The 12046-nt window shown below is 56.8% G+C and carries 10 protein-coding genes; all 10 read right to left on the reverse strand.

Annotation, left to right across the window (positions count from 1 at the left end; translation table 11 throughout):
- Entirely contained in the window at positions 1-1620 is a 1620-nt protein-coding gene (locus C5L10_RS22265; protein WP_105431448.1) for a S8 family peptidase, read from the reverse strand.
- A 102-nt stretch (positions 1621-1722) separates the two neighbouring features.
- Positions 1723-2862 carry a hypothetical protein gene (locus C5L10_RS22270; RefSeq protein ID WP_105431430.1) on the reverse strand — a complete coding sequence of 380 codons (1140 nt, stop codon included), beginning with the start codon at positions 2860-2862 and terminating at the stop codon, positions 1723-1725.
- 26 nt (positions 2863-2888) lie between these two features.
- Positions 2889-4247 (reverse strand): hypothetical protein, encoded by a 1359-nt coding sequence (locus C5L10_RS22275; protein WP_172717116.1) that lies wholly within the window; start codon positions 4245-4247, stop codon positions 2889-2891.
- Positions 4248-4345: 98 nt separating this feature from the next.
- Complete coding sequence (locus C5L10_RS22280) at positions 4346-4780, reverse strand: hypothetical protein (protein WP_105431432.1); 435 nt, start codon at positions 4778-4780, stop codon at positions 4346-4348.
- A gap of 2 nt (positions 4781-4782) precedes the next feature.
- Positions 4783-5232: a hypothetical protein gene (locus C5L10_RS22285; RefSeq protein WP_105431433.1), complete on the reverse strand. Its 450-nt coding sequence runs from the start codon at positions 5230-5232 to the stop codon at positions 4783-4785.
- Between the two features lie 72 nt (positions 5233-5304).
- Positions 5305-6354 carry a DUF2278 family protein gene (locus C5L10_RS22290; protein ID WP_105431434.1) on the reverse strand — a complete coding sequence of 350 codons (1050 nt, stop codon included), beginning with the start codon at positions 6352-6354 and terminating at the stop codon, positions 5305-5307.
- Between the two features lie 53 nt (positions 6355-6407).
- Entirely contained in the window at positions 6408-8165 is a 1758-nt protein-coding gene (locus C5L10_RS22295) for a phospholipase D-like domain-containing protein (protein WP_105431435.1), read from the reverse strand.
- 561 nt (positions 8166-8726) lie between these two features.
- A complete protein-coding gene (locus C5L10_RS22300; protein WP_105431436.1) occupies positions 8727-9989 on the reverse strand; it encodes a hypothetical protein in 1263 nt (420 codons plus the stop codon).
- Between the two features lie 73 nt (positions 9990-10062).
- On the reverse strand, positions 10063-11193 hold the full coding sequence (locus C5L10_RS22305) for a hypothetical protein (protein ID WP_105431437.1): 1131 nt from the start codon (positions 11191-11193) through the stop codon (positions 10063-10065).
- Positions 11194-11197: 4 nt separating this feature from the next.
- Positions 11198-11611 (reverse strand): hypothetical protein, encoded by a 414-nt coding sequence (locus C5L10_RS22310; protein WP_105431438.1) that lies wholly within the window; start codon positions 11609-11611, stop codon positions 11198-11200.
- Between the last annotated feature and the right edge of the window lie 435 nt (positions 11612-12046).

Consider the following 12046-nt stretch of genomic DNA (forward strand, 5'->3'; position numbering starts at 1 on the left):
TTATACAGATTGAAGTGCTCGCATGAGATCGATCAGTCCCGCACCCTGATATTCGACACGCCTTCGAAGATCTGTCGAGCTGGAAAGAAATATCTCTTTCACGCGCTCTGTCTGTCCCAGAAACTCACGCCGGACAGACAGAAAGGCCGCGATCGCGGCGGACACGTGCGGGCTGGCCTGGCTTGTACCAGAATCCTCTCGAAACAAGGCAACGGTAGGCCGGGTACGATCGGGCAAGGCACAGGATACGATCCGTTCTCCCGGCGCGACGAGATCGGGCTTCATTCGCCCGTCTGCGGTTGGCCCTTTCGATGAAAAGTAGGAAACGCCGTAAGCATGCGGCATGTCGCGGTGCGTCGAACCCACCGTGATAGCCATATCCGCGTTGCCGGGATCCATGATCGTGCCGGCATGGGAAGCGCGCTCCGCCTTGCCACTGTACTGGTTGACTGTTCCATAGCCTGCATTTCCCGCAGCTGCGACCACGACAACACCGGATCGAACCAGACGATTGATCTCGACACAGAGCGGGCTCTGCCCCGCCGCGAACCACGCGGGATCGAAGGAATAACCAAGGCTGAGATTGAGGCCGTGAATCTTGAGGGTACGGCCATTGTCGTTCGAACGCTGGATAAACCCGATCGCGGCGAGCAAATTACTCATGCGACCTTGATCGTTGCGCGAAAGGACTTTTAGGCTGACAAGCTTACAGTAAGGCGCAATCCCGGAAATAATCCCTTCATGCGGCTCATCGACATTTCTTGTCGTACCGTCCTCTTCGAGGATCGACGTCCTGATGCAAATTTCAGAGATGTCATATGAAGCCGGCATATCTTTCAGCGAGGTTCTTCCCGCAAGAATCCCCGCGACATGGGTGCCATGACCATCCGTGTCAACGAGGGCGCCGGCGCTGGCGTCTGCGGCCGAGGTGTAGGTCTCGGTAAAATCGTAATGTTGCAGGCCGTTCGGGAGTTTAAGCGTATCAAGCGTATTGAAATGAGGGACGTTCTGATCAATGCCTGTATCGGCGATGGCCCAGACAATGCCTTTACCGGCGGCCGCGAACGCCGCCTGCGCGGCATCTCCCTTAACGGTCCTCACAGATTCGAAAACGCACCGCTTCACCTCATGGTCAAGCCAGATCTTATAGACGAGCGGCATGCCGTTTGACATCGTCCAGGACGAAAGTACCCGTATCGCGTCCCTCGGCAACCGCGCGAAGAGGTACATATCGGTCCATTGCGAACGCTGAAAATCAAGCTGGGCCGGAGCCTGTAGAGCGTTTCTTAGTTCATCATCTTCTAAGGAATCGGAATCTGTGTCTGCGGTGGCGTCGTCGGCCTCATCGTCAAAAGCGAAACCCATCGAAAAAGCCTTGGGCTCCGCAATTGGATCGTCAGGCTTCAGTTCCGATACGGTCCTGACGAATTCGCGTGCAGCCGCCGCGCCTCCGGGAAAGTCTCGATTGAACTCGATCACGACATCGAAAAGCGACCTGCCGTCGGCCAGCTTTTTGCGGCCCTGAGCTGGCGGATTCATGTGCTCGACCAGATCGCGCGCAATGCGCGTCTTTGTCATCGCCTTCTGCAAATTTGAGGTCGGTGTCGTGCGTCTTGCCATAGGTTCCCCCGCCGCTCGTCTAAACATATCGAGGACAACCGAAGATGTCATCGGAATCGTGCTCGTCGTTCTGCAAAGCAATGCTTTGAGACACTGAATTGATTAGCGCTGGGTGTCGACCTTTCCGTCCTGCAATCGCCAGAAGTCGCAGAGCCGGAAAGTCTTGAGGTGCCGCAAATACGGACCCGCTCGCGTGGCGAGTTCGGATAACTCGGTGCCGGCTTCTGTCCGGTTTGGCGCGCTACCTGACATGTAGGCTTGCAAATCACTGATGAAACCTGATTCAGTCGCCGTGACTAGCTCATCTGAAAGCGGATTGAAGACGGGTTTACCAAGTGCTTTGTCCACGACCATCATCAGCCAGAAAGCATCCCGGGCGATGTCAATCAACTCCTCCGGATCTTCGACATCGACGACAATTGCCGCGTCTTCCTCATTTCGATGAAGTGTGTTCCGCTGGAGCATCTGCAAGCGTCGGCCGACGATATTCAGCATCCTCCCAAGGGGTAAAGGGTGTAGGCTCGGGCCGCTTCTCGTGCTTTCCAGCCTATAGCGTTCAATCAAACCAAGAACGATCGTCATGGCGAGCGTGCATAGACGGATGAGCTCCACGCGGCATTTCCCGGATGGAGGGCTGCCCGTAGGGACGTGGTCTTCGAATGTACCCAAGATTTTTAGAAAGTCAGTGTAAATGAGATCTGCAGCCATGCCGTCGGCTTCGAATTCCATCATCCGACTGATGTCAAGCGGTGTGAGTGACATGTCGTTAGCGGCTTCGGCCAACGCCGTGATGATCCTGCGCTCATTCTCGGAGAATGACAAATTCTTGGGGCTCATGCGCGGCCCCACCAGCAGCGATAGGTGGCCGCCGACGCAATGGCCCGCTTCGTGCAAGGCCAGGAAGATCATTGCCGCGACGAAAACGAAGTCCCAGGCGGTTTCCTCATCGTTTATCCCAAGTTCCTGTCGGCTATCGGCCGATATGAAATCATCGAGAGAATTTGTTGCCGCGATCCGAGCGATAACGTCAACGATCGCCGACACCGCTCCCGTGCTGACCTTGACATCAAAGCCGGCCCCTATCGGAGTGATCGCGGCCATGAATCGTGGTGACACAATGAGTCTGAAGACTATCCTGTCATTGATGTCGTCATCAATGTAGGCAGCGAGAATGATCCACTGTGCGATTTCGAAGGCCGCTTCGGATAAAGCACGCCCATTTTCATCAGCATGCATGTCCATTTACTAATCCTTGCAAATGGTCTCTCCTACTTAACGACCAGCGCTCCTTCGAGCGGAAGTTTGCTGCCGTCGCAGAACTGTCGAAATATCGCGTCGATCGACAGAAAGTCGCCGCTTGCGCCAAACTTGATCTGCCGGATCGTAAAACGTCCGGTGGATTCATTGCAGGCGCGACCAGCGCCGGTGATGGACATGGACGCTTCATTTTCTGCCGCGAAAGGATAGCGCGTGGCCGGGCTGTATTCGCCAGCGGACAGGTCCTCTTTTTCTCGCGCCGACAGCGAGATCTCCCAGCTTTCGCCATCTGCTTCGAAAGAAAATGTCAGTGCTTGGCGTTTTTCTCGAGTCACCGCTAAGTTCCCGTTGAAGTGCAGCGACCGACCATCTGTGATGAACTCGCCCGCCGCACCAGCGATGTCCACAATCCCCCGCATCGTCACGGGAGTATCTGCGACCTCGGCCGAGGCGTCTCGGATGCAACAGACAGTTCCGGCCTTCGCCGAGCCAGTTCGCTTTTCCAGCTGACCCTCTGTGTGTCCGGCGGAAAAAGCAAATGAGAGAAGCTGGCTTGACCACGCCTTGTCGCGTACCGCGTTGGTTACCGCGGGTTTGGTGGCGCTATCGAGCGTGGGAGACGTTAGATCGCCGACGAGGTCGCCCAGGGTGAGGGTTGATTTCGCGGCCGCTTGACGATCGAGGATCAACATGAGTCGACGTGCGAGTGGCGCGACCGGCGTTGCGTTTGGCTGATAGGGATCGTCCACTGTCTTCGCCAGCGTACCGGGCGGCGTCGAGTAGAGGACGGGGTTGGCCTGGCGAAATTCGTTCACGACGCGGATGACGTCGGCGACCGATTTCAAGCTCTCAATTGCGGGCCCGCTCAGGATCGGCGAATCGAAGTCGGCAGCCTGACCTTCATAACAGCTGTCGAGAATGAGAACATAACGTGCCCCGCTGTGATCGAGGCGGTCAGCCAAATTGCCGGCGTAGAGCGTTGCGGCCGACAGGGATCCGATATCCAGCTCGGAAAGCTTTCCTGGATAAAGGAACGTCCCTGGCACGGAGAAGTGGTTCCAGCCGACACCTTCAGAAACGCCGTGGCTGGCAATGTAGAGTAGGATCAGTGGATTGCCCGGCTTATCTTTCGCAATTCTCGCTTCGACAGTTGCCAGGGCAGCGTCGACATCGCCAGGCGCGATTAGGCCACGGGGATCGGAGGTCAGAAGAAGCGTAAACCGTGCCCCGCCTGCGGCAAACCGACTGGCGAGCTCGCGTGCGCTTCTGTTCGCCCCCGAGATGGTAGTCATACCGTGGCTACCGTCGTTGGCCGGCGGGACAGCGAAATAGGAAGAGCCAACGGCGATTACATACAGGTCGAACGCCAAGCCCCGACCACCAGCCGCATTCGACGGCGGCGCGCAAATTCCAACGGCAAGAAGCGCCGGAACGAGGAGCCCGAAAAGGACTCGAATAAGACCGGCACTCATCGGATCGGTTCACCCGCTGCAAGCGACTCTTTGAAAGCCTTCATCAAAACATCCGCCCGGACTTTCAGCTGATCGCGGGTGCTTCGGCCATTCTGAAAATCTTCGATTTGGACTCGGAACGCGATCATAGCCTGCTCTACGGCTGGGTCCTCGACGAGGATCATCTCGCTCCAGTAGGCTGCCATGAATTGCGCCACAGCTGCGGTGAATGCAGCATCGTCGGCGGGCGCAGCGATATTGCCTGCCAGTTTCGCAACAGCTGTATAAGTCTCAAGACGCTTCATCCATAGTTGCGTCGCATGTTCATATGCCGCCTTCTGCGCTTCACCGACATTAAATTGCCAAACTCCTACAATGATGCCGGTCACCGTTATCAGCGGACCGATGATACCAAGTCCTACGTCCCAGCTTCGTTTGGTCGATTCCTCCACGATCAGTCTCCGGACAGGACAAATTCGCGGTCGACGTTCGGGTCCACCTTCGACTCGCTCCGCCTGCGCAAAATCATGTGCTGCAGCTTGTCCTTTCCATCGAAAAAGATGACCAGGTAACGGGTCCCATCGATGGTCAGAACCATATCGATCGGGCCGTCCTGAGCCAAAGTCCAGGTACCGTCCGACACCTTGACTTGGCCGTTAATACAGCTTTCTCGATGCAGTGTCTTATCAGTATAGAAGCGATACCGCTCGCCGGTCGTGCAGGCGGTGATGCTTCCCATCCAGACTTTCACGTCCCCTCCAAGCCATTCTCGGCTGCTCTCACCGGTAAGCTTCGCGCTCGCTTCGCCCAAGCTCGAGGATTGAGCGGCACCATCGGACGAGAGGCCGACGAGGAAAATTCCCCCGATAACAGCGGGGAGGACTGACGCGCAGGATATGCTCACAATAGTCTCCTTTTAACGTCGATGGATAAAGGACATAGCGCAGGCGCCCGCCCTTCGATCGCCGTGGCGGTATTAGCTCTGGAAGGGTATCGTCCGACCGGGCTGCCTTGCCTGATCTCTTGTATAGGATACGCCGTGCACCTTAACGCCTTTGGCATCGACCAATGTGATGATCCCGCCTTGGTTGGAAAGCGCCACCGGCTGCTTGACGTCAATCACCAATGTCGCGCCAGCCGCGATGGAGCCGGATAGCGGCATAGTATTTTTTTGCTTGTCCTTGATCGTCCAACCCAAAAGATCGATGGGCACATCAGACGTGTTCAGAAGGGTCACTGTCTCATGTTCGGGTGATTGCACATCGTTGACGAGTGCTGCGACGATGCGCACAAGGCCATCGGGAACGTCCATGGGCGGAATGTGATCGCGGTCGACAGGGGTGTGCGGCTCGCCCTTGTGGTTCGGGTCCGGGGGAACGATTGGCTTGGCCGTTCCATCGTCGGAATGCCACGCCTGCGTCTGAAACTTCAGGAAAATGGCGACCCATTGGCTTTCTCTCGGAAATTCGAACAAGAGGGCCCCGTCCTGATATGGGCCGTTGTCGCCGTCGAATTTCCCGGGCGGATTGCCCTGGTTCATGTGAATGTCGTGGATGCCACGGCCGGGCGTAAACCCAAAATATTTATCGGCCTTGTTGGTTTCCGGACCCCAAGTTTCGCCGAAGGCATAAATCCAGGCTTCCTCATCGGCCATCGCGCGCTGCACATAGGCATCGATTTTCTCGTTCAGATCGTTGTCCGGACCAGCCACCGAGATCGGCAGGGGCTTCAGCTCCCAAGGCTGCATCAGATTGCTGCGGATGAAGTCGAGAGCCAACCCGTCAGGAACGGGAGGTGCCGCGTGCAGCCCCTCGCCAAGTGAACTGAGCTTGGCGGTCACGGGATGTTCGAACCGGGATCGAACAAGAAACTGCACTTCACTGCCATCCTGCGACTGAACGTTGATCGCAATCCGGTGCAGTTCTCCGTTGGCCGAGACCAGGACCTGGTAGTGAGGACTTCTGCCAGTTGCCAGGCGATTGTTGATCGGCCGACCCTTAAGGACTGAATAGTTTTTCAGCGGCATGGGACACTCCATTGCGATATGGAAACTCGAAGCGTTTGGCGCGAGAATCGATGTCACTTCGAAAATAGCAGGCGATCTCGCTCGGCTTGACTGCCGGAAACGTAGGATTTTTCGAACCAGGCAGGCTTGCCGCTGATCGCTGTCGGCTTTCTCAGGGCGAGGGTTTCACGCGGTCGCGAGCCGTGGCCCGCGTTGTCGGCATGGTCGGCATTGTACATCCGGTTTCGAAATTGCAGATGATCGAAGACGCGAATCGCCTCGATGGCATAGGCGGTCGCGATTTTGCGATCTTCGATCATGATCAGATGGTCGCCATTCTTGTTTTCGCCCGACGGCGACATATTGCTTGAGCCGGTGAACACCTTCGCAGTGGGCAGGTTAAAATCGGTCACCAGAAACTTGTGATGAACGTTGCGACCCTTCCCTCCGGACCATTCGCTCTTGAAAGGCTCCGGTGCCTTTGAGCTTAGGTAGCGAAAATCTACAAGACCGCGCGAACCATCAGGTTTGATCAAGTGAAGCGAACCCCGCTTGTCGACACTGCCGCAGCTGAAGATCGGTCGGTCGATCAGGCGCTCGAATGCCTCGAGTGTCGGACCGGATCGCATCATGTTGAGAAAGGCGAGGGAGTAGAGAGCGCAGGATGTCGCCTGGTCGATCGCTGCCGCGATCGGATTGAGAGACAGATCAGTATCGCTATGTGGGGAAAAGCAAAGCTGGACGGTCGGCCCACCAGCATGCGGTATGGCATGCCAGGTCTTCGCGAAAGCCGATTTCCGAAAGGCCATCGGATCTGAAAAGGCCATGTCGAACATCGTACCGAAGAAGCCAGCCACATCGGCCGAGGTAAAGACCAGAATGTTGTTCGCCTGGATGTAGAGCCCGCGGAACGAATAGTTCGTCGAGCCACAAAGGGCCTTTACCGGAACGCCGTTGCGACGCTGAATGAGCACTTTGTGATGCTGCAAGTTGTGAAAGGGCGTACGCCGCACTGCGGCTCCAGCCGCCGCCAACTGCTCCGCGCTACGGCTCTCGCAGCTGGTCGGCAGATCATGACCATTTGGGTTGCCATCCTCGTCGTCGGAGGACGAGTTATCGATCACGGCGCGCAGACGCCCGCCAAGGGATGTGAGCTTAGCGACGACATCCGGTAGATTAAGATCGTACGCGAGAAAATCGACCGAGATCGCCGGATCGGCGACGGCCTCGTTTAGGAAATCATGGAGAAGCTGCCGTGCCTCGAATCCCAACCAATCATAGACGCTCTCGCCGCGATCGTTCTTCAGCTCGAGCATTTTGAAATCGAGCCCATCAACGGCGTCTTTCGGAATGATGTCGGCATTGTTTCCGAACTGCTCGCGATAGGCCTGCGAAGAGGCGAAGTTACGAGTAAATCCGATGTCGACGACGCCGTCATAGGTCACAGCCTGCTGGGCGATCCCGAGCTCAAGCCGTGTCCCCTGAACGAGGTCGCCGTCACGAGGCATATGGATCTTCGTGGCGCGGTATTGATACGTCCCGTCGGTCGGGTGGTAGGGAAAATGGATCCACCGGAATTTTTGGATGGGCGCCTTATCAGTCGGAAACAAGCGGTCGCCGGTGACGGCAGCTGCACCTTGTGGATAGGAGAAATTCAGCCTGTTGCGCAGCGGCACGAATTCCTGAGATTGCGGCGATTTAACCTCAATGGCGAAGCCGACGAAGTCGTCTTCCGCGGCTTCGACGTCGAAGCCCATCATTGTCATGCGTTCGCCTCGCCAAATCTTGAAATGAAAGCCATGGGAATCTGCGGCATGCTCGAAATCGGACATCGCCCCGCCCTCGTCCAACTGATTTCGGATATTGCGCACTTTGAGAACCCGCTCCCCCGCGGGGCAGCTGGCTCTTCGTATGTCATTGAAACAATTATCGCTGCAGCGGCTTGACGACCGCCAAAGCCGATCGAATGCAGACCGGCTTCCTGCCCTCAATCTTTAATTGAACTTTAGCTAAGTCACTCGCCGAGTCAAGCGGAATTGGGGGGTGACATCGGGCATTCATCCGGCACCGTAACGTTGCTTCGTGGGCAAATAGGAGCGACTTTGGCTATCTCGCCCACGTCCCGCCACAAACTGCCAAGTTTGCTTGAAGTGTCCAGCACCGCTTTGATTTCAGCCCGCAATGTTCATTTAGAGAGCGAAGACCCATAATAGCGTTTTTTTGACAGACTCGCTTTGCTTGAAGTGGCGGTATCCGAGGCAACATTTGCAGATCCGACCGACCTCTGATCGCTTAGGCGAAAATATGACCCCATGGCGATGACTTCGGCTGGTTGCCCCGATCCGCTAGCGTCGACTGTGAAACCCTTGTCTCTTTCAACGAGAAGGGCAACCTCAGCCGGCGTCCATCCACTTGTCTCCGGAGGCGTAGGTGACATGGGCGCCGGCCATTTTCTCCCGAGTGGTCTCGTCGAAATTGTAATCGACACACACGACGTTCCCAAGAAGATCCTGGGCCGCCATGAGCAGCTTGTCGCGATCAGCCCCCTGCCCGATCAACTGTTCGGTGATGGTCGTCTCCGGTGCATCATTGGCCGCATCGAACGCCCACAAGGCGGACGCGCAATTCGAAACGAAATTGCGCGCCAGCGGCGCGTGCACTCGACCTTGCGCGTCCGTCAGCTGCGACAGATAGGATTGTCGCACCTCTGTTGGATCGAACCATCCCAATCCTGGCAGTTCTGTTCCGGCCTCTTCGATAATCGGTCGTGCTAGCACCTTAAACTCTTCGGCAAGAATCTGTCCAAGGTCCGTCGCTCCGTCCATCGTCAAGACCATCTTGCTGGCGGCAAGCGGCGTTGCCTGACGTAATCTGCCAAGTGCATCGAACAACTGCCGCCTCACCGTGTCGGACATGGTGGCGACGTCAAACGAGGCCACCGATATGGCATCCTGTCGACAGGACTGGATGACCGCATGCGATAGCGGATCCTTGCCCTTGATGCCGTCGAACAGCATAAGGAGTGGCTCGAAAGGGGAAGCCGGCCGATCGAGCCAGGAGCCCCACAGGTCGACAATCTTGCGGACATAGTCGGTCTGCTTCGTCTCAGGTCGACTACGAGCGGCCTCTGAACGGATGCGTGCTTCGGTCCGCCCGAGTTCTAGAGCGTATTGAACGGCATATTCCGACTGCTGTGCCTCAAGTGCCCGCAGGTCCTTGCGGCATCCGCTTAATCCCTCTCTCGCCTCACCAAGGAGGTCAAGGAACTCCTCGCTGTCAGCAATTGCATTTTCGAGATCATCAATCGTCTCCTTCAATTCATTCAAAGGTCTGAATACGACGTCTCGCGGCATGGAATCCGGAGCACCGATCATCTGGCGGCGGAGAGCGGCAACCTCCTTCAGAAGCCGTTGATGTCCCTCTTCGGTCACCTTATACCGATGTGGCGGCTTGCCTTTGACGGCGAGATCCCGACTTGTGGCAGCAACTATCTCGGTAAACGAAGATCGATCCGGCTTGAGAAAATCACGCGCCGTCTCATCCTCTACCCTCGCAGCATGAGCGAGTTCTTTGGCTGTGAACGTGTCGGTATTACCGGCACTCAAACGCAGCAAGGCGCCCATCAGCTTGCGGCTAGCATCTCTATCTCTCGTCATGGCTCATCAAAACAGCCTCCTTTGATCAACCTCAATATCGGGGATGTAACCCCAATAGTCAAGAGCAGTCAGATCAAGGGAGAGCTTTCTCCAGCATCGAGAGGTCGCCGTGTGAAAGAAAAGCGATGCATGCTTGGGCCGCCGTCACTGCATCTTCGTTGCGAATCGCGCTCAGCAGGCTTTGCTGTAGCCGGCTTGCTAGATGTTTGAGACGACGCCATTCAGCCTCCGGATGCGTATTGGCCATCCATGTGAATGTCTGAGACAATTCCGCGGCCTCCTCCGGCGAATCTGCCATTCCCGATTGTTCAAGGATAGACGCCAGAGCGTGAAACGACTGTCGTGCATTGCGCCGGCGAGTAAGGTCGGACCGGAGAAGCGGTATCTGATCCCCGTAGCGGTACTCGTGGAAAGCTCTTAATCTGCCCTTGCCGCGCTCCCCCTTCAGGGGCACCCAGTCGTTTTGGCCATCATCGATCCAGCGTTCGGCGATATCGAAGGCCATGGTGTCCATCCAACCCTCCGACCAATGGCATTGCGCCGGCGCGTTGCCCTTCGGCTGTCCGCTTCGATAGCCTTGGAATGCATGGCAGATCAGTTCGTGATGAAGTGTGTAGATGAGGTCGATCACATCGCCTGCCGTGAGTTGCCCTTCCAAAAGCATCGTGTGGACGATGCGCGTTGCCTTGGTGGTATCGGTCGAACCGGTTACCTTGAAGGGTGCGAACGGCTGACCAAACGGCGTTGAGGTCGTCATATATTCTATGACAGGGTCATCGCCAAGTCCGCCCGTATCGCGGCCAAACGTTTGACGGATGCGCACCTCGACGAGACCGGCGATCTCGAGCACGCCGCTTCCGCAGATGGCGCAGCACGCGCCGCTCCGGCAGGCTCGTCCATCCCCGTTGCCTTGCACGAGGGTGACGGCAAAACCCCCAAGCGCGCTCCGCAGCAACTGCAACGAGATGTGTTGCGGCTCGATGTCCGCGATCTCGCTGATGGCATCGTTGCAACTGACGGGAATCTCGGCGTCTGCTTTTATGGTTCCCTTTGCCCTGACGGCGTGACCGTTCAACGTCGCGAAGATGCTTTGGTGCGCTTGGAAAACCTCCTCCGCCTCGTCGTCACAGGCGTGCGGATCGGCAAACCGTGCTGCGGCGATCCATAGAGCGGTCGCCATCTTGGGACCCGGATCGAGCGGCATCGAATTACTCGTCGCCGGTTTTAGGCTGACCGAGGACATTGCTGCCGAACGGGCTGACCTCGTCGCGCATCCTGCTGTTCCAGAAGTTGCGAATGGCCGCGACAAGGGCCTCGGCGGCGGCCTTCCCGACCACCCCTCCGGCTTCCTTCCCGGCGGCCATAAGAAATGCAGTACCGACCGAAATTAGGATGCCGCTTAGGAGAATACCCGACGGACCGCCTTCGGCTACCACGGGCGGGGTCGAGGGATCGAGGGCCCCCGCGTTGACCGACAAGATCCCGGCAATCTCAGCACGAGCGTCATCGTCACGCAGCATCTGTTGCCAGACTTCCAAGATCTTGGCGTTGACCTGATCTTCGTCAACGGCCCCCGCATTACTTACTTCAACGAGTTTCGATACTTCATTTTCTTCCGTCATGGGCACCCGCCTCTATCTGAAATAAATAAAGAGAAGTCTTTCGACACAACTTATCCGATATTTGCGGCTTAATGCAATAAGAAGCTTGCTGACAAAAGACCTGGTGTGAGGGATGAACTGCCGACCCTCAGTCCGAGAGGATGGCCCAGCCGAAGCTCGATGATCTTCTTCGGCGGCTGCGCTGGCGGCGTGAATTCAAAGACGTATAAGCAACATCGCGAGCGTTATCGATGAGACCATCGACGACATTGCATTCATGGGAACGCCACGCAAATCCGTGGAGGCAACACTCGACGCGCTGCTCAAGTGTAAGCGCTGTTCTGACACCAGGGTATTCAGGGCTTGACTGGTTTCATTGTCACTGCAGGGCAGCAAGGCGCTCTGCTTCAGTCATCGCTGCAGCTTTGGTTTTGAATGGCCCGATATCATGCTCCT

The organism is Neorhizobium sp. T6_25, assembly GCF_002968555.1.
GTDB lineage: Bacteria > Pseudomonadota > Alphaproteobacteria > Rhizobiales > Rhizobiaceae > Neorhizobium.

Coding starts and splice junctions, on each gene's coding strand:
- C5L10_RS22265 (WP_105431448.1), bottom strand. CDS start 1,620: ATGGCAAGACGCACGACACCGACCTCAAATTTGCAGAAGGCGATGACA.
- C5L10_RS22270 (WP_105431430.1), bottom strand. CDS start 2,862: ATGGACATGCATGCTGATGAAAATGGGCGTGCTTTATCCGAAGCGGCC.
- C5L10_RS22290 (WP_105431434.1), bottom strand. CDS start 6,354: ATGCCGCTGAAAAACTATTCAGTCCTTAAGGGTCGGCCGATCAACAAT.
- C5L10_RS22295 (WP_105431435.1), bottom strand. CDS start 8,165: ATGTCCGATTTCGAGCATGCCGCAGATTCCCATGGCTTTCATTTCAAG.
- C5L10_RS22300 (WP_105431436.1), bottom strand. CDS start 9,989: ATGACGAGAGATAGAGATGCTAGCCGCAAGCTGATGGGCGCCTTGCTG.
- C5L10_RS22305 (WP_105431437.1), bottom strand. CDS start 11,193: ATGCCGCTCGATCCGGGTCCCAAGATGGCGACCGCTCTATGGATCGCC.
- C5L10_RS22310 (WP_105431438.1), bottom strand. CDS start 11,611: ATGACGGAAGAAAATGAAGTATCGAAACTCGTTGAAGTAAGTAATGCG.